The following is a 24,509-nucleotide window of genomic DNA, read 5'->3' on the forward strand; positions in this document are numbered from 1 at the left end:
GTATTCTGGTAGACCAGATTGCCTTAGTGTGCAGCAATGACGAGTGGTGACAGCCTGCCGAAGCAATCTAACCTGTTTCTGGCTGGACCAGAGTTAACGAAATTGTGCAGATTTGATCGAAGCCAAGGGATTGGACGCAGTACGGCCGACGATCCCACTGATATCAGGGAGAGAAAGATGAACATCGCCCCGGGCAAGAGCGCCGTCAGCAATATCCCGTTCGATCAGGTGAGGGTCGACCGGCTGATGGAAGAGGCCGGCATCGATGTTCTGCTCGCGACCTCCAAGCACAACACGCAGTATCTGCTTGGCGGCTACAAGTTCATCTTCTTTGCCGCCATGGATGCGATCGGCCATAGCCGTTACCTGCCTATCGTCCTCTATGAAAAGGGCGGGCCCGGTCATGCCGCCTATATCGGCAACCGCATGGAAGGCGCCGAGCACCAGAACAGCCCGTTCTGGACGCCGACGCTGCATGCCGCCTGCTGGGGCACGCTCGATGCTGCCAATCTTGCGGTCGAGCACATCAGCAAGATCGGCAAGGCCGGCGCCCGCCTCGGCATCGAGCCGGCCTTCCTGCCGTCGGACGCCTATGCGCTGATCCGCAAGGCGTTGCCGGATGCCAGGCTGATCGACGCGACCGGCATGCTGGAGAGCATGCGCGCCATCAAGACGGACGCCGAGCTGGAAAAGCTGCGTATCGCCTCCGAGCTGATCACCGATTCCATGTTGGCGACCATCCGGTGGGCGCATGAAGGCACGACCAAGGCGGAGATCATCGAGCAGCTGCGGCGTGAGGAAACCAATCGCGGCGCGCATTTCGAATATTGCCTGCTGACGTTGGGCGCCAGCCACAACCGCGCGGCGTCACCGCAGGCGTGGAAAAAGGGCGAAGTGCTGTCGATCGATTCCGGCGGCAATTATCACGGCTATATTGGCGATCTCTGCCGCATGGGCATTCTGGGCGAACCGGATGCCGAGCTTGAGGATCTATTGGCCGAGGTCGAGACGGTGCAGCAGGCGGCGTTCTCGAAGGTGAGGGCGGGCACCATCGGCGGCGACATGATTTCGCATGCCGAGGGTGTGCTGAAGGCCTCCAAGGTCGCGCCCTACACGGATTTCTTCGCCCACGGCATGGGCCTGATCACGCATGAGGCTCCGTTCCTGATGACCAACCATCCGGTGACCTATGAAGGCACCTATGCCGCCAAGCCGCTGGAGACAAACATGGTGCTGTCGGTGGAGACGACCATGCTTCACCCGACGCGGGGGTTCATCAAGCTGGAGGACACGTTGGCGGTGACGGATGCGGGATATGTGATGTTTGGGGATCGGGCGCGGGGGTGGAATAGAGGTGGGATAGCCTAGCTCGGCGCTACCCCCTCACCCGGATTGCCATCCGAATTGCGAAGGGCAATTCGGGGCTATCCGACCTCTCCCCGAGGGGAGAGGAGTTTGCGCCGGCGCTGGCTTCTGCCTCTTCTCCCCTCGGGGAGAAGGTGGCCGCGAAGCGGCCGGATGAAGGGGGCCTTTCGCGATTACTTCCCCGCCGGGATCAGCCTGAAATCCGGCAGCTCCCGCAGCACCAGTTCGGGTCCAGCCGGCGAATAGACAACGAAGAGCTGCATCGGCCCATCGCCCGTGTTCAGCGTCGAATGGAAACGGCTTTCCGGCACATAGATGGTGCAGCCGGGGCCGACCTTGGCGACGACCGGATTGCCCTCCTCGTCCTCGACCATCTGCTCGCCATTGCCCGAAATAACGAAGATGATCTCTTCCGCGCCGGGATGGTTGTGGCGCGTGTGTCCCTTGCCTGAGGGCAGGTCGACGACACCGCCGGAAAAGCGCTCAGCGCCATTCACTTCAGGCGCCACCGTCAGCGACAGCTTGCCCCAGTCAAAGCCGAAGGCGCTCACGTCCTTCGGGTATACGAATACCTTGCTCTTGTCGGTCATGATCTCATCCCCTTCTTTTTCTTCTGGTCGTGCAGCATGACGGCCTTGAAATCCGCCGTCTGCCTGGCGATCGCGGCTTCAGCCGGCAGCCGTTCCATCGAACTCGCGCCATAAAAGCCGTGCAGGCCCTTGCAGCGGTCGAGGATGTAGCGGGCATCATCCGGCATCGAGATCGGCCCGCCATGGCAAAGCAGGATGACATCCTTGCGCACCGAGCGCGCCGCGTTGGCGATGACGTCGATCTCGACCACGCAGTCGTCGAGCGACTTGGCCGACGTGGCTCCGATCGAGCCGCCGGTCGTCACCCCCATATGGGCAACGACGATGTCGGCGCCGGCTTTTGTCATGGCGCGCGCCTCGTCGGGGTTGAAGACATAGGGCGTGGTCAGAAGATCGAGCTTGTGCGCCTCGGCGATCATGTCGACCTCCAGCCCGAAGCCCATGCCGGTTTCCTCAAAACTCTGGCGCATGCTGCCATCGAACAGGCCGATGGTCGGGAAATTCTGCACGCCGGAAAAGCCCATCGTCTTCAGCTCGGCAAGCAGCAGCGGCATGATGACGAACGGATCGGTGCCGTTGACACCGGCCAGCACCGGCGTCTTTTTGACCACCGGCAGCACCTCATAGGCCATTTCCTTGACGATCTCGTTGGCGTTGCCATAGGCGAGCAGGCCCGCAGCCGAGCCGCGCCCGGCCATGCGATAGCGGCCGGAATTGTAGATGATGATGAGGTCGATGCCGCCGGCTTCCTCGGCCTTGGCCGACAGGCCAGTGCCGGCGCCGCCCCCAACGATGGGCACGCCGTCGGCGATCATCGCCTTGAACTTCTTCAATATGTCCTTGCGCGGTATTGCGGGCATTTGTTGGCTCTCACTATCTGGCGATGTCGAGGAAGGCCGCGGTTGCGGCTTTGGCAAATTCCGGATCGTTGATGTGCAACGGCAGGCGTGAGACCCGGCGCGCGGCGTTCGGCTTGATGGTGCGCTCGACGGCACCGAACAGCACGGCGTCGGCTTCGGGGTCGAAGAAGGCGCCGCCCTCGATGTCGAGTGCCGAGACGCCTTTTTCGGGGATCAGGAAATGCACAGGGCCCTCGCAGCGAGCGAGCCTGGTGCCGATCCACTCGCCTATACCGCGGCATTCATCCACCGTGGTGCGCATCAGTGTGACGTTGGGATTGTGCTCGTAGAACAGCCGGCCCCTAAACTTCTCGGGAATGGTCGGCGGCGCCCAGAAATTGACCATGTCCAGCGCGCCGACCGAGCCTACATAGGGCAGCTTGGTGCGGGCGATGGCGCCGAAGCGGTCCTCCGTCGCAGGCAGCACGCCGCCGAGCAGCAGGTCGCAGACTTCCGTCGTGGTGATGTCGATGACGCCGGCGAGCAGGCCCGAGTCCGCGAGCTTCTCCATCGAGCGGCCGCCGGTGCCGGTGGCGTGGAAAACCATGCAGTCATAGTTGGCGCGCAACTGATCCGCGATGGCGGTCACGCAAGGCGTGGTGACGCCGAACATGGTGAGCCCGAGTGCCGGCTTGCCGGTGGCAGTCGGCGCCGGCTTTGCGGCCATGCCGGCGATCGCTTGCGCCGCGTTGTGCAGCACCGTGCGGGAGAGCCGGTTCAGTCCCGCCATATCGGTGACCGATGGCATCATGATGATGTCGGAGACGTCGACATAGGGCGCGGTGTCGCCGGAGGCGAGCGTCGAGACCATGATCTTGGGCAGCCCAAGCGGCAGCGCGCGCATGCCAGCAGTGATGATCGACGTGCCGCCGCCGCCGCCAATGCCGATCACGCCTGATATGTCGTCGCGCGACTGAATGAAACTGGTGAAGGCGGCGCCCATGCCGGTCACTGCCGTGCCGCGATCATCGATGCCGAGCACGCCACTGGCTCCACCCGGATGATGCGCCGCGACCTCGCTGGCCGGGATATCGACCGGCACCGTGGCACCGCGCGTTCCGATGTCGACGCGGGCAACCGAACTGCCGGTGGCGGCAATAGCATCGGCCAGGAAGGCAAGTTCCTCGCCCTTGGTGTCGGCTGTGCCCACCACGTAGATGCGCTTCATCGCGTTTCTCCCGTCACCGGCCGACCGGCGCCGGGCCGCCTGTCGCCCTTTGCCGGCCCTTCGGTGGGCAAAGGTCATTGCAATTTTTTGAGACGCGCGTATCGTATTGACATGGAAGTCTCACGTCAACAAGCCGCTGGGAACGACGACGCCAACGAGGCTGCCGAACGCGGCCCACGGGCCCGCACAAAACGGCTGATGCTGAAGACGGCGACGCGGCTGATGCAGGCGGGCGTCACCCCGTCGGTCAGCGAAGTCGCGGAGGCGGCGCAAGTGTCGCGCGCCACCGCCTATCGCTATTTCCCCAGCCAGGCAGCCCTGGTGCAGGCGGTGGTTGACGAGGGGCTTGGGCCGATCCTGACCTGGCAATCGACGTCCACCGATGCCGGGCGGCGCGTTGCCGAATTGTTCGATACCGCCATGCCGCGCATCGAAGCTTTCGAGGCAACTTTCAAGGCAGCGCTGAAACTGTCGCTCGACCAATGGGCGCAGCGGCAGGCGGGCACGCTGGGCGGCGAGCCGCAATTCACGCGCGGACATCGCGTCCAGCTGCTGAAGGATGCCATCGCACCGCTCAAGGGCCGGCTGCCGCCGCGCGAGTTCAAGCGCCTGGCGCAGGCGCTGTCGATGATGTTCGGCGTCGAAGTGCTGATCGTGCTGAAGGATATATGGGGGCTCGATAGCCGCGGCATGCGGTCGGTCGCGCAATGGGCGGCGGGCGCCCTTGTGCGCGCCGCGGTGGCGGAATCAACGGTTGAAATCGATGCGGCCCCGACAGCGGCATTGGCGAAATAGCGCCAATCTGGTTCGACCAGATTTGGATGCCCACTATTGATGTTAACCGGGATGGCAGTGCCGAAACAAGGCTCTCCTATATCAACGAGTAGGAAAATTCAGGGAAAACAGTCGGATACATGAAGAATCCGGTTATACAAGGTCCGGTGGTGGTCCAAGAAAGAGCTTGACGGCTATCTAAAATTGGTAATACCAGATCAGGACAGAAAAGCGGATCGAAAGTGAGAGCTGCGATCCAGTTTCCGGCAAAGCGAGGAGGCTTGGAACCGGAAAGGTGCGATCTCGGGAGGAACTACCAGGCCGGCTTCACCGCCGGCTAGCATGACAAGGTAGAATGCGCACAAGGGAGGAAATCATTATGCGCAAGACAATGACCAGCCTGCTTGCTGGTATCGGCTTAGTACTTGCCTGCGGAACGTCCGTCTACGCGCAGGACAAGGAGCTCACCATCTTTTGGGCGGAATGGGATCCGGCCAATTATCTGCAGGAACTCGGCAACGAGTACGAGAAGGAAACCGGCGTCAAGATCACGGTGGAAACCACGCCCTGGTCCGACTTCCAGACCAAGGCTTTCACCGAGTTCAACGCCCATGGCGACGCCTATGATATGGTCGTCGGCGACTCGCAATGGCTCGGCGCCGGCTCGACCGGCGGCCACTATGTCGACCTGACCGACTTCTTCAACAAGCACAAGCTTGGCGAAGTGATGGCGCCGGCAACGGTGAAATATTACGCCGAGTATCCGGGCGGCAGCAGCAAGTACTGGGCGATCCCGCTCGAAGGCGACGCTGTCGGCTGGTCCTATCGCAAGGACTGGTTCGAGGACCCGAAGGAAAAGGAAGCCTTCAAGGCCAAATACGGCTACGATCTCGACGTGCCGAAGGATTTCAAGGCGCTGCGCGACATCGCGGAGTTCTTCTATCGGCCGGATCAGAAGCGATACGGCATCGCCATCTACACCGACAATTCCTATGACGCGATGGCGATGGGCTTCGAAAACGCGCTGTTCTCCTTCGGCGGCGAACTGGGTGACTACAAGACCTACAAGGTCGACGGTTTCATCAACTCCGACAAGGCAATCGCCGCACTCGACGCCTACAAGGAACTCTACACGTTCACGCCTCCGGGCTGGGCCAAGTCGTTCTTCGTCGAGGACAACCAGGCGATCACCGAAAACCTGGCCGCGATGAGCATGAACTACTTCGCGTTCTTCCCCTCGCTGATCAACGAGGCGTCGAACCCGAACGCCAAGAACACCGGCTTCTTCGCCAATCCTCCAGGCCCGAACGGCGATCAGTTCGCCGCACTCGGCGGTCAGGGCATCTCCATCGTCTCCTACTCCAATAAGCAGGAAGAGGCGACGAAGTTCCTTGAATGGTTCATCAAGGACGAGACCCAGAAGAAGTGGGCGGCGCTCGGCGGCTACACCTGCAGCGCCGCCGTGCTCAAGTCGGAGGAATTCCAGAACGCCACGCCGTACAACAAGGCCTTCTACGAGACCATGTTCAAGGTGAAGGACTTCTGGGCGGTGCCGGAATATGCCGAGCTGCTGCAGCAGCTCAACCAGCGCGTCTATCCCTACATGATCGGCGGCGAAGGCACCGCCAAGGAAACGCTGGACGCGCTCGCAGGCGACTGGAACGCGACGTTCAAGAAATACGGCCGCGGCCAATAAGCAGCTTTTCTCGCGGAGGAGGCATCCGTGCCTCCTCCGTTCTTTTTTTCCGAAACGGGAGCAGGGTCTTGGCGACCACGATGATCACCACGCTGGACACTTCCTCGCGGGCCGCTGCACGCGGCTTGAGCGACATGTCGATCCGCAACCTCTTCATAATCCCGACGATCCTGTTCCTGATCGTCTTCAATATTTTCCCACTGATCTATTCGCTGGGCTATTCCTTCACCGATTTCCGCGCGTCGACCAACGCGCCGGCGAATTTCGTCGGGCTGCAGAATTATCGCGATCTGCTCAACGATCCCTATGTCTGGTCCAACTTCGCCATCACCGCGAAGTACGTCATCATCTCGGTCGCGGGTCAGCTGCTCGTCGGCTTCGGCGTGGCCATGCTGCTCAACCGGGATATTCCCCTCAAGGGTCTCATCACAACGCTGCTGCTGCTGCCGATGATGCTGTCGATGGCCGTCGTCGGTCTGTTCTGGAAACTGCTCTATGATCCGTCATGGGGGGTCATCAACTATGCGCTTGGCCTCGGCAATTTCGAGTGGCTGGCCGATCCCAAGATGGCGCTCTATGCGGTTGCGCTGACCGACATCTGGATGTGGTCGCCCTTTGTCATGCTGTTGTCGCTGGCCGGCCTTTCAGCGGTGCCGAAGCATCTCTACGAAGCAGCGGCGATCGACCGCGCCGGACCGTTCTACACCTTCTTCCGCATCACGCTGCCGCTGGTCGCGCCGATCCTGATGATCGCGGTCATCTTCCGCACCATGGAAGCGTTCAAGACCTTCGACCTCGCCTATATCCTGACCAGCCAGCCGACGGCCGAGCTGATCTCTATCCGGCTGTACAAGATGGCGTTCCAGGAATGGCAGACCGGGCGCTCCTGCGCGCTCGCCTACATCGTGCTGATCATGGTGCTGGCCATCACCAACATCTACGTCAAGTACCTCAACAAGGTGAAGGAGCGCTGAGATGGCCGCCGTCCGCACTTCTTCCGAAATCGGCTTCAATCGCGTCGCCATCGTCGCCGTCCTTTTGGTGACGATCATCTTCCTGGCGCCGATCTACTGGATCGCCTCGACGGCGTTCAAGCCGCGCAACCTTGCCACGACCATCCCGCCCACGGTGGTGTTCCAGCCGGAGATTTCGCCCTTCGTCAAGCTGTTCACCAAGCGCTCGCAAATGCGCAACCCGCCGTCGCCGGAAGAGTATGCGGCGGCACCCTGGTGGGAACGTGTCGTCTTCGATGGCGGTGAAAAGATCGTGCGCGACGGCAAGGGCCAGGTGCAATGGTCGGGCTATCCGAGCCGCTTCATGAACTCGCTGATCATTGCCATCACCTCGACGGTGCTGGCTGTCGGCATGGGTACCTTCACCGCCTACGGCTTCTCGCGCTTCAAGGTGAAGGGGGAGGCGGATCTGCTCTTCTTCATCCTGTCGACGCGCATGCTGCCGCCGGTGGTGGTCGCGATCCCGATGTTCCTGATGTACCGGGCCGTCGGCCTCAACGATTCCCATATCGGGCTGATCATCCTTTATACCGCCTTCAACCTGTCCTTTTCGGTGTGGCTGATGAAGGGGTTCATGGACGAGATCCCGAAGGAGTATGAAGAGGCAGCGCTGGTCGACGGCTACACCCGCATGGAAGCCTTCTTCAAGATCGTGCTGCCGGAGGCCGCCACCGGCATCGCCGCGACCGCGGTTTTCTGCTTCATCACGGCGTGGAACGAGTATGCTTTCGCGCTGATCATGACCAACCGCCGCGCCCAGACGGCGCCGCCCTTCATCCCCAGCCAGGTCGGCGCCGGCCTGCCCGACTGGACGGTGATCGCCGCCGGAACCTTCCTGTTCCTGCTGCCGGTCGCAATCTTCACCTTCCTGCTCCGCAACCATTTGCTGCGCGGCATGTCCTTCGGAGCGATCCGCAAATGAGCTTTCGAGCCATCAACCAGAAATATCTCGAACCGGGGTCTCAGGTGCTGATGGTCCTCGGCATCATCGCGCTTTGCCAGCCGTGGAACCTGCTGCTGCACAGCTATGGCGTGACCATCACCCTGATCGGCCTGATCGGCTTCAACATCACCTCGAAGATCGCGCCGGCGGAGAAGGCCGGTACCGGCCAGGTGCGCAATCCGGGAGCAGAGCATTGACCCAGATTGAGCTTCGCGGCGTCCAGAAATTCTTCGGTGCGGTCCAGGTCATCAAGGACCTCAACCTCAAGATCGACGACAACGAGTTCATCGTGCTGCTCGGTCAGTCGGGTTGCGGCAAGACGACGACATTGAGGGCGGTTGCCGGGCTGGAGACGATCGACGGCGGTGACATCCTCATCGACGGCAAGCCGGTGCAACACCTCAAGGCCGCCGACCGCGACATCGCCATGGTGTTCCAGTCGTTCTCGCTCTACCCGCATATGAGCGTCTATGAGAACATTGCTTTTCCCTTGCGCGCGACGCGCAAAAGCAAGGCCGAGATCGATAGCGAGGTGCGCTCGGTCGCCAAGACGCTGCAGATTACGGAACTGCTGGCCAAGAAGCCGTCGGCGCTGTCGGGCGGCGACATGCAGCGTGTGGCCATCGGCCGGGCTCTGGTGCGGCGGCCGAAGGCGATGCTGATGGACGAGCCGATCGGCGCCCTCGACGCCAAGCTGCGCGAAGAGATGCGGGCCGAGATCAAGCGGCTGCACATCAAACAGGGCTCGACCACCATCTATGTCACGCACGACCAGATCGAGGCGATGAGCCTCGCCGACCGCATCGTGATCATGCATGAGGGCGTGCTGCAGCAGGTCGGTTCGCCCGACGAGGTCTATTCGCATCCAGCCAATCTGTTCGTGGCGCAGTTCGTCGGCAGCCCGGTGATGAACGTCGCCGATGCGGCGATCGCCGAGACCGCTTCGGCGGCCTCCGTCACCGTCGGTGGCGCTGCCGCCGGCTTCGAGTTCCCGCGCGCGCTTTTGTCCAAGCTCAACGGTCATGCCGGCGGCCAGCTGGCGCTCGGCATCCGGCCCGAAGGCGTGCTGGTGCGCCATGAAGCGGCGGAGGGTTTCTTGCCGGTCGAGACGCAGATCGTCGAGCCGCTCGGCTCGTTCGACATTGTCGATCTCAAGGTCGGCTCCAAGATGCTGCGTGCGCGCACCAAGAGCGGCTTCGTCGGCGGCCCGGGCGAAAAGGTCTTCGCCAGGATCGATCCGACGCAGGCACATTTCTTCGACACGGCAAGCGGCAAGTCGCTTGAGGTGAGGCTCTGATGGCTCATATCCAGCTCAAGAATATTTCCAAGAGCTTCGGCAACCACACCGCACTGACCGGGCTCGATCTCGAGATCGCCGATGGCGAGTTCTTCGTGCTGCTCGGCGAGACCGGCGCGGGCAAGACGACGACGCTGCGCATGATCGCGGGTCTGGAAAAGCCGACCGAGGGTCAGGTGTTCATCGACGGCGTCGACGTCGCCGACTGGGGTGCGGCCGAGCGCGACGTGGCGCTGGTGCTTCAGCAATATTCGCTCTATCCGCGCTATACGGTGCGCGAAAATCTCGAATTCCCGCTGAAGCCGAAGATACGTCGGCTGCCGGATGCCGAGATCAAGGACCGTGTTGCGCGAGCGGCCAAGACACTGCGGATCGAGCATCTGCTCGACCGCAAGACCGACCGGCTTTCAGGCGGCGAAATGCAGCGCGTCTCTATCGGGCGCGCCATCGTGCGCAAGCCGCGCGTGTTCCTGATGGACGAACCGCTGTCGGCGCTCGACGCCAAGCTGCGCGAGGCGCTGCGCACGGAACTGAAGAACCTGCAGATCCAGCTCGGCGCCACCTTTCTGTTCGTCACTCACGACCAGATCGAGGCGATGTCGATGGGCGACAAGGTGGGCGTGCTCAACCATGGCCGCATCATCCAGACCGGCACGCCGCACGAGATCTACAACAATCCGCGCGATACCTATGTGGCCAGCTTCGTCGGCTCGCCGCCGATGAACCTGATCGATGGCAAGCTGGTCAACGGCCGCGCGGTGATGGCGCCGCTGAATTTCGAACTGCCTTTCTCTGGGGGTGCCAAGGCGGGCGGTGCGACCGACGGTCGCCCGCTCGTCTTCGGTATTCGACCTGAGGATGTGTATCTTGAAAGCGGTGCGCCGGTCGAGGCACGCGTCCACGATGTCGAGAACCATGGCGTGGAAAAGATCCTGACTCTGCGGGTCGGCGACACGACGCTGCGCGCCACGGTGCCGGCCAGAACCGATGTCCAGATCGAGCAGCCGGTGCGCTTTGCGTGGAATCAGGACAAGGTGGTGCTGTTCGACAAGGGCAGCGGCGTGAGCTTGCGTCACGCCAGCTAACTTAGACTACATCCACTCCCAGCTTGCGCAGCGGCCCATCACGGTTTTCGGGCCGCTGTCTTGGTGATGGCTGCAACGAAGCACTTGAGGCTTTCCTCGACATAGGTGGCCACCTCGATCGTCGGGTCAAAACTCCACCACAGCAGTGAGCCCTGCCAATGCGATGCCATCAGCAGGCCGATGTCGCGCGGGGTGTCGGGCGTTCCGGCGAAGCAAGCCGCAAGGGCCTCGCTCAGGAACGCTTTCCAGGCGGCGCCCCGCGCCCTGAGCACGGGGTCGCGCAGATCCTCGCGCAGCACGAGCAGGCCTTCGGCATAGGCTTCGATGCCGCCAGAGCCCTGCGATAGTCCCACCAGAAGCTCGATGGCGCCTGCCGGGGTTTTGGCAACCGTGGCCGTCAGCATCCTGGTCTTGTCGTCGAGACCGCCCCAGGCACAGAGCAAGGTGCGCTGCTTCAGCTGCGCCTTGTTTCCAAAGCGCTGCACCAGTGTCGCGCCCGAGAGGCCGCAGGCCTTTGCCAGCCGCTCAAAGGTGAGCGCCTCGGGGCCTTGATCGTGAATCAATCGCAGCGCGGCTTCCAGCACCTGCTCGTCGGATTGCGTTTTTGGTCGAGTCATCTTGACATCCAGATATAACCGAATGATCATTTATATATAATGTGAGCGGCGAAGGCCAGCTGGATTAATCATTGTTTCGTTTGGGAGCGTACCATGACATTGCAGGGAAAAGTCGCTTTGGTCGCCGGCGCCACGCGTGGCGCAGGGCGGGGAATCGCGGTTGAGCTCGGTGCCGCCGGCGCCACCGTCTATGTCACGGGGCGCACCACACGCAGCCAGCAATCCGACTATGCCCGGCCCGAAACCATCGAGGAGACGGCGGAGCTGGTTTCTTCGCATGGCGGCAAGGGCATTGCCGTGCAAGTCGATCATATGGTGACTGATGATGTGCGCAGTCTGGTCGAGCGCATCCGGGCCGAACAGGGTCGGCTCGACATTCCGGTCAACGATGTCTGGGGCGGCGAAAAGCTGTTCGAGTGGAATAAGCCGGTCTGGGACCACAATCTGGAAAACGGCCTGCGCCTGTTGCGGCTCGGCATCGACACGCATCTGATCACCGCGCATCATGCGCTGCCGCTGATGATCGAGCGGCCGGGCGGGCTGCTGGTCGAGGTCACTGACGGCACCGCCGAGTACAATGCCGATCACTATCGGCTGTCGCCGTTCTACGATCTCGCCAAGGTCGCGGTGAACCGCATGGCATGGGCACACGCCAAAGATATTGCTGCGCATGGCGCCACCTCGGTGTCGCTGACGCCCGGCTGGCTGCGTTCCGAAATGATGCTGGAGGCGTTTGGCGTCACCGAAGACAATTGGCGCGACGCCACCGCCAACGTGCCGCATTTCGTCATTTCCGAAAGGCCGCGCTTTGTCGGCCGCGCGGTCGCGTCGCTTGCGGCGGATCCGGATCGTGCGCGCTGGAACGGCCAGTCGCTGTCCAGCGGTGGGTTGGCGCAGATTTATGGTTTTACCGATCTCGACGGCTCACGCCCGGACGCCTGGCGCTATGTTCCGGAGGTACAGGACGCCGGCAAACCTGCCGATGCCGCGGGTTACCGGTAAGCTTAGACCGAGCGGCCATCGAAGTCGAAAATCGACAGACCGGCAGCATCAATATCCGCAACGCAGTTAAGGTTGACGTAGGCGCTGCGTTCGTTGCCCTGACTGACATCCTCGGCGAAGGGATGGATGCCGCAGGTCCGGCAGAAGCGATGCGCCAATACGTGATTGTTGAACGTATAGGTGCCGAGATCATCGCCCCATGCGAGCACCTTCAGGCTGTCATGCGGGATGGCGCATAACAGCACGCCCTTGCGCCTGCACATCGAACAATTGCACCGCACGGCGCCGGTCAGTTCGGCTTTGAATTCGAACGCTACCTTGCCGCAGTGGCAGCTGCCTTTGTACAGCATCAGTCTCTTCCTATCGCTGGCAGGTGCAAAGGCACGCTGTCCGGGTTATTCCTTCCGCTGACCTAGCGGCCCATATGCCTTAAAGACGCTCCACCTTGACGGAATCCGACATCGACATGCAATCAATCCGCGATCGTCTTGAGATCATCCTGTCACGTCTTGCCAATTGCGCGGCAGGCGAGAAGGTGTTCACCAAACTCTATGCCGAGGCGGCGCGCGCAGCGGCCGAGGCCACCGATGCGCGCAAGAAGGCCGGCGTATCGCTCGGGCCGCTCGACGGCGCCATCATCTCGATCAAGGATCTGTTCGATGTCGCCGGTGAATCGACCACGGCCGGTTCGCTGATGTTGAGGGACACCGCGCCCCGTCGGCACGACGCTGCGGTCGTCAACCGTCTGCGCCAGGCCGGCGCCGTCATCATCGGCAAGACCAACATGACCGAATTCGCCTTCACCGCCATCGGCGACAACATGCACTACGGCACACCGGGCAATGCCGCCGACACCAGCCGCATTCCGGGCGGTTCGTCGTCGGGCGCCGCCGTGTCCGTTGGCGAGGGGACGAGCGACATTTCCATCGGCTCCGACACCGGCGGTTCGGTGCGCATCCCGGCATCGCTGAACGGCGTCGTCGGTTTCAAGCCGACGGCGCGGCGCGTGCCGCTGACTGGTGCCTATCCCCTTTCTGCGACGCTGGATTCGATCGGGCCGCTGGCGCTGAGTGTTGCTGCGTGTGCCCTGGCTGACGCCGCGATGACGGGCGAGCAGATGCCGCAACTGCACCTGCCGTTAGCGCTTGCCGGGCTTCGTGTCGGCATTCCGCGCGGCCTGCTTTTCGAAGACACGGAAACGGAGATTGCCGCCGCGTTCGATCGCAGCCTTGCCGGGATCGAGCAGGCAGGCGCGTGGCTCACGGACATTTCGATCGACGACCTCATTGCCGATCTGCGCCTGGCCACCAAACGCGGCTCGATAGCGGCCATGGAAGGTGCTGAAATCCATGCCGACTGGCTGGCGACGGGCGCATCGATGCCGGTCGATCCCCATGTCAGCGGGCCGCTGTCGCGGGCGGCGGCCATACCGACGCCGGTTTATATCAGGGCAATGCGTCGTCGCGCGGCACTGTGCATAGCCATGGACGAGCGGTTGGGTTCGGTCGATGTGCTGGCTCTGCCGACCACGCCGGTGACAGCGCCGACTATCGTTTCGATGGCCGAGGATACGGCTCTGCGTGAACGCACTGAAGGTCTGCTGCTGCGCAACACCCAGGTCGCCAACCAGTTCGACCTCTGCGCGATCTCGCTACCGATGCCCGGCATGACGCTGCCGGCCGGGCTGATGCTGGTGGCGCGCAATGGCCATGACCACCATCTGCTGCGCATCGCGGCTGAAATCGAGCGGCTGCTTGGTCGGTAATAGTCAACCCGACGAGCAGTGCTTGCGTTCGCTGTCCTTGGCGGTGCGCAGGATGCCCGTCGCGAACAATGTCGGCACGTCGTGCTGCTTGCCGTTGAAGCTGTGTGGCCGGTTCTCGATTGTTCCTGTGACAACGAGCTTGCCGGCATAGAGCTTGTCGGAAAGGTCAAGCGCCTTGTCCTGCTGCGGCAAGCCGTCGATGTCGACCCACACACCCTTGACGACCTTTCCGGTGGCGAGGTCGAGCGCGCTGGTAGAAGGGCAGGGCGCCATCACGCAGCGCAGGCCGTTGTCGCAAGGCACGTAGCTGCTTTCGGCCTGAGCCTTGGCTGTCCCTACGCTTGTACCGGCAATCAGAAGAAGAACTCTCACGACGCTCTTGACCATATCGGCGAAGGTCGACGCCAAATCCGCGAAAATTGAGGCGGCTTGCAGAAACGTCAGTCGGCAGGAAACCGTCTGCGGTAATGCTCGACCACGTCGGGATTGCGCAGATTGACAGGCAGCCGGTTGGCCAGCACCAGCAAGGTCTCGCCGGCAGCACCCACCCCCATGCGCATCATCGACTGCTCGGTAATGCCGGCCATGTGCGGGGTGACGATGACATTGTCGAAGCTGAAATAGGGATGAGCCGGCGGCAGCGGCTGCGTGGCAAAGACATCGAGCGCGGCGCCGCCGATGCGGTCCTTGCGCAAGGCCTCGATCAGCGCCTCGTCATCGATCACCGGCCCGCGCGAAATGTTGATCAAAAGCGTATCGGGCTTCATGCGGGCAATGCGTTCGCGGCTGATCAAGCCGCGCGTCTCTTCCGTCAGCGGGCAGCAGAGCACGATGATGTCGCTCTGTTCGACCAGCGCATCGATCGACAGGAAGCCGATCCTGTCGGGTGCCGGCTGCATGCTGCGGGTCGTCGCCACGACGTCGAGGCCAAAGCCGTGCGCGGCGATATGGGCGACTGCCTGACCGATGGCGCCGAAGCCGATGATGCCGATGGTCTTGCCGGCAAGCTCGCTGGCATGGCTGGCGTGGTCGCGGCCGGCATTCCAGCCCTTGGCGCGCAAGTCGCGGTCGACCGAACGGAAGCGCCGAAGCAGGGCAAGGGCCGCGAACATCACATATTCAGCGACCGAACGCGCATTGACCGCCGGCACGTTGGCGACCAGCACGCCGGCCGCGGCCGCGGCCTCCATCGGCACCATGTCGAGCCCGGCGCCGTGGCGGACCGCTGCTCTGAGTTTCGTGGCGTTTTCGAACAGCGACGGCGGCAGCGGTGCGCGAACGATGATGACGTCGGCATGCTTCGCCTCGGCGGTCAGCGTTGCCGCATCAAGCGCTGAGGCGACGACGAGTTCACCGGCGCCCGCCAGCATTGCGGAGGCACGCGGATGCAGCGTGTGCGTCGACAGGATTCTGGGCATGGGGCTCTCGCTAGTCGCAATTCTCAAAGGAAAGCGCCGCGCGCTTTTCCCAGAAAAACCGTTTCACACCTTTCCTGGAATTGCACTAGACCTTCTCAAGTGCCAGGCTTTGCGCTTGCGCCTCCCGGCCCTCGATGATCCCCTTCCAGTAGCTTTCCGCGCCTTGCAGGTGGGCGCTCATCAGCGCCTGGGCGAGATTGCCGTCGCGACGCAGCAGCGCCTCGTAGATCTGGATATGCTCGGCATGCGAGCGCACTGAGCGCTCGGGATCGTTGAAGTAGATCGGCAGCCGCTGCTCGCCCATCAGGTAATAGACACTGCAGATATTGTGGAAGACGCCGTTCTTGGTCGCCCGCACGATTTCGAGGTGGAATTCGCGGTCTTCCTTGGCGAGGCCTTCGCCGGCGGCGATGCACTCCTCCGAGGCTTTCAGGATCTCCCGCAGGCGTTCGAAATTCTCTTCGGTGGCACGCGAACAGGCAAGTTCGGCGGCCTTGATCTCGTGGATCTTGCGCAGTTCGACGGTCTCGTAGATCTGCACCGGATCGAGCGGCAGGCCCGCGCGGGCGAAAAGAGCCAAGGCTTCTACACTGGCCTGCCTGGTGTCGACATAGATGCCGGATTTGGCGCGGCGCTCGACGATGCGCATGGCCTCCAGAATGGCCAGCGCTTCGCGGATCTGGCCGCGGCTGACGACGAAATGCTCCGCCAGTTCGCGCTCCGAAGGCGTGCGGCCGGTCTCCTTGTCCGAATGGGCGAAGAGATAGGCGGCGAGCTCGGCGAGAAGGTTCTTTTCTTTCATCGTCAACCGCGTTGCGCGTGCGCCTCCAGGAACCGCTCCGAAATGGTGAATCCCAGACCCGGCTTTTCAGGGATCGCTATCATACCGTCCCTTGCTTCGACAGTCTCTTCGATAAGATCGTGGATCATCGGGTTGGCGCCGAGCGAATATTCGACGGTAAAACTGGCAGGCGAGGCCGCACAAACATGCAGGCCGGCGAAGAAGCATGGCGCGCCGGCCCACAGATGCGGGGCAAAGCGCAGATTGAAGGCACTGGCGATGGTGCCGATCTTCATCGCCTCGCTGATACCGCCGCAAAAGGCCGGATCCGGCTGGAAGATGTCGGCGGATTTCAGCACCGCGAGATCGCGGAAGGCGTAGCGCGTCGCTTCGCTTTCGCCGGTGGCGATCGGGATCGAGCCCGAGGCGCGCACCTCGGCCATACCAGCCTTGTCGTCGGCGATAACAGGCTCCTCGAACCAGGCGAGGTCGAGATCCCTGGCCAAGCTGATGAAGCGCTTGGCCTCGGCCACCGTATAGGTGCCATGCGCGTCGACCATCAACTCGACGTCAGGACCGAGCGCCTGCCGTGCGGCGCGGACGCGGGCGGCGGAAATGTGCGGGGCGCCGTCCATGGCGCCGACGCGCATCTTCAGCGCCTTGAAGCCGCCTTTGGCGATGTAGGATTTGAGCTGCTCGCCGATAGCGTCGGCGGCAGCCCAGCCGCCGGAGGCGTAGGCCGGCATGCGGTCGAGCTTGCGGCCGCCGATGAGCCGCCACACCGGCTGTCCCAACGACTTGCCCAGAATATCCCAGAGCGCGATATCGACGGCGCTGATTGCCGCAATGCTCATGCCGCGCCGCGCCAGCTGCGGCATGGCATGGCCGGCGCGCGCGGCACTGTCATGGCGCACGCCGTTGTAGAGCATCTCCCAGATCATGCCGATGTCGGCGGGGTCGCGGCCGATCAGCTGCGGCCCGACCTCGTGATTCAGCATGTAGACCAGCGCACCATAGCTGCCGGCGCTGCCGGCGGCGTTCTTGCCCTCGCCCCAGCCGATCAGCCCGTCGTCAGTCTCAATGCGCAGGATGGCGGCGTCGAACGTCGTCACCTGGCCAAAGTCGCTGCGATGCTGCTTCGCGGCCTCAATCGGCACGCGGACCCACCACGCCTGGACCGTTTTGATGCGCATCCCGATCGGCTACTTGATCAGCGGCAGCAGCGTTTCGGCGGTGATGCGCATCTGGTCGGTGTAGAATTTCTCCGTCAGCACGCTGGAGCCGTGATCCTGGATGAACTTCAGCTGTTCGGGAGAAATGTCGACCGGATTCCGGTCGACCATGTCGGGATAGGGCGCGGCGGGTGTGCGGTCGACTGGCGCGACGAATTCGTTGGTCAGCGCGCCGTCATAGCCGACTTCCTTCAGCGTCTGCACGATCCGCGGCCAATCGATCTGGCCAAGGCCGGCGGCAAAGCGGTTGTTGTCGGCGACGTGGAAGTCGAACAGCCGTTTGCCGACCTGACGGATCGCGTCATGGACGTTAAATTCTTCCATATGGATGTGATAGGCGTCGAGGCAGACGCCGCATTCGGGGCTCACCGCATCGGCCAGGGCCAACGCCTGCGCGCCGCGGTTGAACAGATAGGTCTCGAAGCGGTTGAGCGGCTCGACCGCGATCTTGACGCCGACCTTCTTGGCATGGGTGAAGCATTCGCGGGTGGCGTCGACCACCCACTTCCATTCCTCTTCCTCGGTGCCGTCCGGCACCACTTTGCCGACGGTCGCGGGCACCAGCGTTATGATCTCGCCATCAAGTTCGCTGACCATGGTCAGCACGTCCTTGACGTACTGCACCGAGCGTTCGCGCTGGCCCTGGTCCCTGGCGGCAAGGTTGCGTTCGCCCAGCATCAGCGTCACCGACCCCCAGCAGCGGATGCCGTATTCTTTCAGCAGCGCGCGGGTCTCCTTGGTCTTATATTGCTCGGGCTCGCCGGAAATCTCGATCGACTCGTAGCCGAATTTCTTGATGCGCTTCAGCGTCACCTCCAACGGTTCCGCGCGCATCCAGTTGTGCGTCGAAAGATGCATGGTCTATCCTTCCCAGAATTCGTCTGTGCCAGTTCGCCCTGCGATGCGCCCCACAAGGCGCGTCGCGTGTTTCCTCCCCAAGGCGCTCCAGCGTTTTTGCGCAACTGGTTCGACCAATTGGGCCCTAATGGAGGTCTACAGCAATTTTTGTCGCGCGGCAAGAACCGCCGCCATGCGATATCGGCATCTGTGTACCGTATTGATTATGCTGGTATATATCGCCAAAAATGGAATGCCCCGGCAGCTTTGCGCGTGAGTCAAATGGCTTGACCCATTTCCGGTATTTGGTAATACCAGAATGCCGATACGAGAATGCACATCACGAGAGACCAAAGAGGCTGGCCCTGCTTTCATCAGACGCTATGCTTGGTCCTTGGAAAAATGAATTGGGAGGATGCCGATGCCGTCGACAATGAAGGGTCCGGGGCTGTTTCTGGCGCAGTTCGCGGGGGATACCGCGCCGTTCAATTCGCTGGCCTCGATCACCAAATGGGCGGCCGGTCTCGGTTACAAGGGCGTGCAGATCCCGACCTGGGATGCACGCCTGTTCGACCTCAAGAAGGCGGCGTCTTCCAAGACCTATTGCGACGAGGTGAAAGGCGTCTGCACTGATGCCGGCGTCGAGATCACCGAGCTGTCGACGCATCTTCAAGGGCAGCTGGTGGCGGTGCACCCGGCCTATGATGCCCAGTTCGACGGCTTTGCACCGCCTGCGGTGCACAACAACCCCAAGGCCAGGCAGAAATGGGCGGTCGAACAGATGGAGTTCGGCGCCAAGGCCTCGAAGAATCTTGGCCTGAAAACCTCGGTGACGTTTTCCGGCGCTCTGGCCTTCCCGTATCTCTATCCCTGGCCACAGCGGCCGGCCGGGCTGATCGAGGAGGCCTTTGCCGAACTCGGCAAGCGCTGGAAGCCGATCCTCGACGTCTATGACGAGAACGGCGTCGACGTCGGCTATGAGATCCATCCCGGCGAGGACATCTTCGACGGCGCCACCTTCGAAATGTTCCTCGATGCGGTTGGCGGCCACAAGCGCTGCAACATCAACTACGACCCATCGCATTTCCTTTTGCAGCAGCTCGACTATCTCGAATTCATCGACATCTATCACGAGCGGATCAAGGCCTTCCATGCCAAGGATGCCGAGTTCAATCCGACGGGGCGGCAAGGCGTCTATTCCGGCTATCAGAGCTGGACCAATCGCGCGGGGCGATTCCGCTCGCTTGGCGACGGGCAGGTCGATTTCGGCGGCATCTTCTCCAAGCTTACCCAGTATGGCTACGATTCCTGGGCGGTGCTGGAATGGGAGTGTTGCCTCAAGCATCCGGAGGACGGCGCGGCCGAAGGCGCGCCCTTCATCCAGCAGCACATTATCCGGGTGACGGAAAAGGCCTTTGATGATTTCGCCGGCGGCGCCACCGACAAGAAGATGCTGCGCGCCATGATGGGTATTTGAGACAAGCAGGAGAAAGACATGGTCGGCGCATCGAAGTCGGAAGCGGGGGGCGGCCCGATCCGCTATGGTATGGTCGGCGGCGGCCAAGGCGCCTTCATCGGCGCGGTGCACCGGATCGCGGCCCGCATGGACAATGACTTCGTGCTGGTGGCCGGCACCCTGTCGGCCAATCCCGAGCGCGCCAAGGCTTCCGCCGCCGAACTCGGTCTCGACCCGGCGCGCAGCTACGCCTCCTATGCCGAGATGGCCAAGGCCGAGGCCAAGCGCCCGGACGGCATCGAGGCGGTGGCGATCGTCACCCCCAACAATGTGCACGTGCCGGCGGCCAAGGTCTTCCTCGAGGCGGGCATCCACGTCATCTGCGACAAGCCGCTGGCGACGACTTTGGCCGAGGCCAAGAAGCTCGCGGCCGTGGTTGAAAAGACCGGCAAGGTGTTCGTGCTGACGCACAATTACACTGCCTATCCGATGATCCGGCAGGCGCGCGAGATGGTGGCCAAGGGGCAGCTTGGCGACATCCGCATCGTTCAGTCCGAGTACCCGCAGGACTGGCTGACCGAGGATCTTGCCGCCACCGGCCAGAAGCAGGCGGCGTGGCGCTCCGACCCCAAGCAGGCGGGCGCGGGCGGCGCGCTCGGCGACATCGGCACGCATGCCTACAATCTGGCGCGCTTCGTCTCGGGTCTGGAGCTCGATTCCCTGTCGGCCGATCTCGACGCTTTCGTGCCGGGGCGGCTGCTCGACGACAATGTCAATGTCATGCTGCGCTTCAAGCCGGTCGGCAAGGTGCATCCGGCCAAGGGCATGATCTGGGCGAGCCAGGTGGCGCCCGGCCACGAGAACGGGCTGAAGCTGCGCATCTACGGCTCGAAGGGCGGGCTGGAATGGGTGCAGGCCGATCCGAACTATCTCTGGTACACGCCGTTCGGCCAGCCCAAGCAGTTGCTCACCCGCAACGGCGCCGGCGCGCTGCCAGTTGCGGGACGCGTCAGCCGCGTTCCGTCTGGCCATCCGGAAGGCTATCTCGAAGGCTTCGCCAACATCTACCAGGAGGCGGCGCGGGCGATCCGCGCGGCACGCAAGAAGGGCGGCAAGCCGGGCAAGGACGTGGTGTTCCCGACCATCCAGGACGGCGTCGAAGGTATGGCGTTCATCGAGGCCTGCGTTAAGTCATCGAAGAAGAACGGGGCGTGGACGAAACTTTAGGGAGCGCCGGCGCCAAGTCTCTTCTCCCTTCGGGGAGAAGGTGGCCGCGAAGCGGCCGAATGAGGGCGCATGGTGCGAGGTGCGAAAGAAACCAGCGCGCGCCGTCAAACGGGGAGGGGCTGTCGATGAAAGTCGGCATGTGCATGTTTTTGTGGACGACTTCCGTGTCTAAGAAACACGAGCCGTTGCTGCGCGACATCAAGGCGACCGGCTTCGACGGCGTCGAGATACCGATCTTCTCAGGCACGCCAGAGGACTACAAGAAGCTTGGCGATCTGCTCGACCGCATCGGGTTGGAGCGCACGGCTGTTACGGCGATGGGCGACCCGGCGATGAATCTGATTTCGCCGGATGCCGCGACCCGCAAGGCCGGCATCGGCTACATGAAATGGGCGATCGATTGCGCCCAGGCGCTCGGCGCGAGTACGCTGAGCGGGCCGCTGCATTCGACGCTCGGCGCCTTCTCCGGCAGCGGGCCGACCGCTGCCGAGAAGAAGCGCTCGATCGCCTCGCAGCGCGCCATTGGCGATCATGCCGGCAAGCGGAACGTTACCATCGGGTTGGAGGCGCTCAACCGTTTCGAGTGCTATCTGCTGAACACGATGGCCGATCTGTCCGAGCACGTCGATGCCATCGACCGGCCGCACATCAAGGCGATGTACGACACCTTCCACGCCAATATCGAGGAAGCCGACCCGATCGGCGCCTACATGAAGCACCGGCGGAATGTCGTGCACATCCACATTTCGGAGAACGATCGCGGCGTGCCGGGGCGCGGGAACATTCCGTGGAAAGAGACTTTCGCGGCCATCCGCAAGAGCGGCTATGACGACTGGCTGACGATCGAGGCGTTTGGCAGATCGCTGAAGGATCTGGCGGCGGCGACCAAGGTGTGGCGGGATTTTTCCGAGACGCCGGAGGCAGTTTATCGCGAGGGATACAGGCATATCAGGGATGGGTGGAAGCGGGCGGCTTAGCCGCTCACTTCCTCATCCACTGGCGAAGCGGGAGCGCAGCGGACGCGGAGACCCGAGGACCCATGCCGCGACTGTCGCGCGCCGCAGCGGTGCAGGTAGGAGATGCGAGTGGACGCCTCTTTTTGCACCGCTGGATTCTAGCGCAGACGTCACCGAATGAATCCTCGGGTCTGCGCCGCGTCGCTTCGCTCCTTGCTCCGCCCGTGGATGAGGAAGCGACGGGCCTTTTCGCAAATCGCCGAGGTATGCGATCTGCCTTAACTCGGCACTTATCGCTCCACCAAATTTTTCGGATGTCTTACCCCACCTCGATCACAGCCTTGATCAACCCCGATTTCTCATGCGCCCAGCGGGCGAGATCATCCGGCGTGCCGGCCAGCGTGGTGCGGTGGGTGACGAGTTTTGCCAGAGGCACGGCGCCGTTGCGTATCGAGGCGGCGACGTGGTCGAAATCGACTTTCAGCGCGTTGCGGCTGCCGATCAATGTCATTTCGCGCTTGTGGAATTCCGGATCGGAAAAGACGATGTCGTCCTTGACGACGCTGACCAGCACGAGCGTGCCACCATGCGCGACATGGGCGAAGGCCGACTGCACCGAGGCGGTGTTGCCGGTGGCGTCGAAGACGACGTCGAACCCTTCGCCGCCGGTTGCCTCGCGCACCAGTTCGGCTGCCGCTTTTTGTGAGCCGTCGAGCGTGGCGAAGCCGAGTTCGCCTTTTGCAAAATCCAGCCGCTCCGTGCTCATGTCGAGCAGGCTGACATCGAGCCCGGCGATGCGCGCAAACAGCGCTGCGCCAAGGCCGATCGGCCCGGCGCCGATGACCAGCGTGCGGGCGCCTGGTTCGGCGCGAGCGCGCCGCACGGCATGCGCGCCGATGGCGAGGAATTCCACCGCCGCCGCATCGGCCAGCGACAAGCCGTTTGCCGGATAAAGATTCCGTGCCGGCACCAGGATCTGCTCGGCCATGGCGCCGTCGCGATGCACGCCAAGCACTTCGATCCTGACGCAGCAATTCGGCTTGCCGTGCCGGCAGGCGATGCATTTTCCGCAAGCGAGATAGGGATTGATGATGACGGGCTCGCCCACGGCAAGGTCGACATCTTCGCCGGTCTCGACGACGGTGCCCGACACTTCATGGCCCATGATGCGGGGATAGGCAAGGAACGGGTGCTTGCCTTCGAAGATGTGGTAGTCGGTGCCGCAGATGCCGACATGGCTGACGGCGACCAGCGCCCAGCCGGCAGGCGGCGCTCCTGGCGCCGGCCGGTCTTCCAGGACAAGCTCGCCGGGCGAGCGGCAGACAACAGCTTTCATTCGGCAATTCCAGTGTTTCTCAAAAAAGGCGCCGGTCCGTTGTTAAGCAGGCCGGCGCAGAAGGTCAGGGAGGATTACTTGCCGCGACGGCGCAGCCCGTCGAAATAGACGATGATTATGATCAGCGCGCCGGTGATGATGCGCTGCCAGAACGAGTTGACGTTGAGCAGATTGGCGCCGTTGTTGATGGTGGCCAGGATGAAGGCGCCGAGCAGTGGGCCATGCACCGAGCCGACGGCGCCGAACAGCGAGGTGCCGCCGATCACCGATGAGGCGATCGCCTGCAACTCCCAACCTTCGGCCTGGGTCGGGTTGCCGATGCCGATGCGCGCCGCCAGCAGCACGCCGACGAAGGCCGCGCACAGGCCCGACAGCGTGTAGGCCATGTAGATGGTGCGCTGGACATTGACGCCCGAGAGGCGCGAGGCCTCGGCATTGGATCCCACAGAGAAGAGATAGCGGCCCCAGCGGCTGTGGTGCAGGAAGATGTAGGCCGGGATACCGACCAGGATCACCATCCAGAACAGATTGGGGATGCCGACAAAGGAACTGCGCGAGAACGCGGTGAAGCTGTCGCTGTTGATGTTGATCGAATTGCCGTTGGTCATCAACAGGCCGATGCCGCGCAACGAGGTCAGCGTCGCCAGCGTGATGATGAAGGGCGGCAGGCCCATCTTGACGATGCCGAAGCCATGGAACAGGCCGATGGCAACGCCGACCAGCAGCGTCACCAGAATGGCGACCCAGATCGGGAAGCCGGCATTGATCATCATGGCGACAATGACGGTGGCGAAGCCGACCACGGCGCCGACCGAGAGGTCGATGCCGCCGGTGATGATGACGAAGGTCTGGCCGACCGCCATGATGGCGATCATCGAGCCCTGCCGCAAAAGATTGGCGATGTTGTTGGAGGAGGCGAAGCTCGGCGTCGCCACCGACAGCACGATCCAGAGCAGAACCAGCAACGCCAGAAGCGTCAGCCCAAACAGGACGTTGTAGTTCCGTTTCGGTTTTTCGATCGCGACGGTTTCGATGCTCATGGTTCCTCCCGT

25 protein-coding genes are annotated in these 24,509 nt (G+C 62.7%); 13 read left to right on the top strand and 12 right to left on the bottom strand.

Annotated elements, in window-relative coordinates:
* The first annotated feature begins 177 nt into the window (after window positions 1-177).
* A complete protein-coding gene (locus NKJ76_RS06925) occupies window positions 178-1,368 on the top strand; it encodes a M24 family metallopeptidase (protein WP_352537066.1) in 1,191 nt (396 codons plus the stop codon).
* Window positions 1,369-1,538: 170 nt separating this feature from the next.
* Here NKJ76_RS06925 and NKJ76_RS06930 read toward each other — a convergent pair whose 3' ends face one another.
* From NKJ76_RS06930 to NKJ76_RS06940, 3 genes are read right to left on the bottom strand one after another with little or no spacing between them, the layout of a single operon-like run.
* On the bottom strand, window positions 1,539-1,955 hold the full coding sequence (locus NKJ76_RS06930) for a cupin domain-containing protein (protein WP_023669853.1): 417 nt from the start codon (window positions 1,953-1,955) through the stop codon (window positions 1,539-1,541).
* Window positions 1,952-2,815, bottom strand: coding sequence for a phosphoenolpyruvate hydrolase family protein (locus tag NKJ76_RS06935; RefSeq protein WP_023704250.1), 864 nt, complete (start codon window positions 2,813-2,815; stop codon window positions 1,952-1,954). The genes NKJ76_RS06930 and NKJ76_RS06935 overlap by 4 nt, the downstream gene beginning before the upstream one ends.
* Window positions 2,816-2,828: 13 nt before the next feature.
* Window positions 2,829-4,022, bottom strand: a complete 1,194-nt coding sequence (locus NKJ76_RS06940; RefSeq protein WP_023704249.1) for a Tm-1-like ATP-binding domain-containing protein — start codon at window positions 4,020-4,022, stop codon at window positions 2,829-2,831.
* 111 nt (window positions 4,023-4,133) lie between these two features.
* Between NKJ76_RS06940 and NKJ76_RS06945 the strand changes: the two genes are divergently transcribed.
* From NKJ76_RS06945 to NKJ76_RS06975, 7 genes are all read left to right on the top strand, one after another.
* Window positions 4,134-4,817, top strand: a complete 684-nt coding sequence (locus tag NKJ76_RS06945; protein WP_352537067.1) for a TetR/AcrR family transcriptional regulator — start codon at window positions 4,134-4,136, stop codon at window positions 4,815-4,817.
* 358 nt (window positions 4,818-5,175) lie between these two features.
* Entirely contained in the window at window positions 5,176-6,492 is a 1,317-nt protein-coding gene (locus NKJ76_RS06950) for an ABC transporter substrate-binding protein (protein WP_352537068.1), read from the top strand.
* Window positions 6,493-6,560: 68 nt separating this feature from the next.
* On the top strand, window positions 6,561-7,466 hold the full coding sequence (locus NKJ76_RS06955; RefSeq protein ID WP_023682997.1) for a carbohydrate ABC transporter permease: 906 nt from the start codon (window positions 6,561-6,563) through the stop codon (window positions 7,464-7,466).
* Between the two features lies 1 nt (window position 7,467).
* Window positions 7,468-8,427 carry a carbohydrate ABC transporter permease gene (locus NKJ76_RS06960; protein WP_023682998.1) on the top strand — a complete coding sequence of 320 codons (960 nt, stop codon included), beginning with the start codon at window positions 7,468-7,470 and terminating at the stop codon, window positions 8,425-8,427.
* Complete coding sequence (locus tag NKJ76_RS06965; RefSeq protein ID WP_023704247.1) at window positions 8,424-8,645, top strand: hypothetical protein; 222 nt, start codon at window positions 8,424-8,426, stop codon at window positions 8,643-8,645. Before NKJ76_RS06960 ends, NKJ76_RS06965 begins: the two co-directional genes overlap by 4 nt.
* The gene (locus NKJ76_RS06970) at window positions 8,642-9,745 is read left to right on the top strand and encodes an ABC transporter ATP-binding protein (protein ID WP_023704246.1); all 1,104 of its coding nucleotides are present in this window, start codon (window positions 8,642-8,644) and stop codon (window positions 9,743-9,745) included. The genes NKJ76_RS06965 and NKJ76_RS06970 overlap by 4 nt, the downstream gene beginning before the upstream one ends.
* Window positions 9,745-10,830, top strand: coding sequence for an ABC transporter ATP-binding protein (locus NKJ76_RS06975; RefSeq protein WP_023669844.1), 1,086 nt, complete (start codon window positions 9,745-9,747; stop codon window positions 10,828-10,830). The genes NKJ76_RS06970 and NKJ76_RS06975 overlap by 1 nt, the downstream gene beginning before the upstream one ends.
* A 38-nt stretch (window positions 10,831-10,868) precedes the next feature.
* Here the strand turns inward: NKJ76_RS06975 and NKJ76_RS06980 are convergent, their stop codons facing one another.
* On the bottom strand, window positions 10,869-11,447 hold the full coding sequence (locus NKJ76_RS06980) for a TetR/AcrR family transcriptional regulator (protein ID WP_023704245.1): 579 nt from the start codon (window positions 11,445-11,447) through the stop codon (window positions 10,869-10,871).
* 93 nt (window positions 11,448-11,540) lie between these two features.
* Between NKJ76_RS06980 and NKJ76_RS06985 the strand changes: the two genes are divergently transcribed.
* Window positions 11,541-12,449 carry an SDR family oxidoreductase gene (locus tag NKJ76_RS06985; protein ID WP_023819615.1) on the top strand — a complete coding sequence of 303 codons (909 nt, stop codon included), beginning with the start codon at window positions 11,541-11,543 and terminating at the stop codon, window positions 12,447-12,449.
* Between the two features lie 2 nt (window positions 12,450-12,451).
* Here NKJ76_RS06985 and NKJ76_RS06990 read toward each other — a convergent pair whose 3' ends face one another.
* Entirely contained in the window at window positions 12,452-12,799 is a 348-nt protein-coding gene (locus tag NKJ76_RS06990; RefSeq protein WP_023747011.1) for a GFA family protein, read from the bottom strand.
* Between the two features lie 116 nt (window positions 12,800-12,915).
* On the opposite strand from NKJ76_RS06990, the gene NKJ76_RS06995 reads away from it, so the two are divergent.
* The gene (locus NKJ76_RS06995) at window positions 12,916-14,214 is read left to right on the top strand and encodes an amidase (RefSeq protein WP_023820498.1); all 1,299 of its coding nucleotides are present in this window, start codon (window positions 12,916-12,918) and stop codon (window positions 14,212-14,214) included.
* Between the two features lie 3 nt (window positions 14,215-14,217).
* Here NKJ76_RS06995 and NKJ76_RS07000 read toward each other — a convergent pair whose 3' ends face one another.
* From NKJ76_RS07000 to NKJ76_RS07020, 5 genes are all read right to left on the bottom strand, one after another.
* Window positions 14,218-14,586, bottom strand: coding sequence for a hypothetical protein (locus NKJ76_RS07000; protein WP_245261902.1), 369 nt, complete (start codon window positions 14,584-14,586; stop codon window positions 14,218-14,220).
* Between the two features lie 68 nt (window positions 14,587-14,654).
* On the bottom strand, window positions 14,655-15,632 hold the full coding sequence (locus tag NKJ76_RS07005; protein ID WP_023669839.1) for an NAD(P)-dependent oxidoreductase: 978 nt from the start codon (window positions 15,630-15,632) through the stop codon (window positions 14,655-14,657).
* A gap of 85 nt (window positions 15,633-15,717) precedes the next feature.
* Complete coding sequence (locus NKJ76_RS07010) at window positions 15,718-16,434, bottom strand: FadR/GntR family transcriptional regulator (RefSeq protein ID WP_023686625.1); 717 nt, start codon at window positions 16,432-16,434, stop codon at window positions 15,718-15,720.
* A gap of 2 nt (window positions 16,435-16,436) precedes the next feature.
* Complete coding sequence (locus tag NKJ76_RS07015) at window positions 16,437-17,606, bottom strand: mandelate racemase/muconate lactonizing enzyme family protein (protein WP_023819617.1); 1,170 nt, start codon at window positions 17,604-17,606, stop codon at window positions 16,437-16,439.
* Between the two features lie 9 nt (window positions 17,607-17,615).
* Window positions 17,616-18,503 (bottom strand): sugar phosphate isomerase/epimerase family protein, encoded by an 888-nt coding sequence (locus NKJ76_RS07020; RefSeq protein WP_023669836.1) that lies wholly within the window; start codon window positions 18,501-18,503, stop codon window positions 17,616-17,618.
* 400 nt (window positions 18,504-18,903) lie between these two features.
* Between NKJ76_RS07020 and NKJ76_RS07025 the strand changes: the two genes are divergently transcribed.
* The 3 genes from NKJ76_RS07025 (at window position 18,904) to NKJ76_RS07035 (ending at window position 22,142) form a co-directional block, all read left to right on the top strand.
* Entirely contained in the window at window positions 18,904-19,959 is a 1,056-nt protein-coding gene (locus NKJ76_RS07025; RefSeq protein WP_352537069.1) for a sugar phosphate isomerase/epimerase family protein, read from the top strand.
* An 18-nt stretch (window positions 19,960-19,977) separates the two neighbouring features.
* Window positions 19,978-21,165 carry a Gfo/Idh/MocA family protein gene (locus NKJ76_RS07030; protein WP_023804586.1) on the top strand — a complete coding sequence of 396 codons (1,188 nt, stop codon included), beginning with the start codon at window positions 19,978-19,980 and terminating at the stop codon, window positions 21,163-21,165.
* 125 nt (window positions 21,166-21,290) lie between these two features.
* A complete protein-coding gene (locus tag NKJ76_RS07035) occupies window positions 21,291-22,142 on the top strand; it encodes a sugar phosphate isomerase/epimerase family protein (RefSeq protein ID WP_023804587.1) in 852 nt (283 codons plus the stop codon).
* 298 nt (window positions 22,143-22,440) lie between these two features.
* Here NKJ76_RS07035 and NKJ76_RS07040 read toward each other — a convergent pair whose 3' ends face one another.
* Complete coding sequence (locus tag NKJ76_RS07040) at window positions 22,441-23,457, bottom strand: zinc-binding alcohol dehydrogenase family protein (protein WP_023733621.1); 1,017 nt, start codon at window positions 23,455-23,457, stop codon at window positions 22,441-22,443.
* A gap of 74 nt (window positions 23,458-23,531) precedes the next feature.
* Window positions 23,532-24,497 carry an ABC transporter permease gene (locus NKJ76_RS07045; protein WP_023683015.1) on the bottom strand — a complete coding sequence of 322 codons (966 nt, stop codon included), beginning with the start codon at window positions 24,495-24,497 and terminating at the stop codon, window positions 23,532-23,534.
* Window positions 24,498-24,509 lie beyond the last annotated feature (12 nt).

It is taken from the genome of Mesorhizobium sp. M0029, assembly GCF_040323735.1.
Classification (GTDB): domain Bacteria; phylum Pseudomonadota; class Alphaproteobacteria; order Rhizobiales; family Rhizobiaceae; genus Mesorhizobium.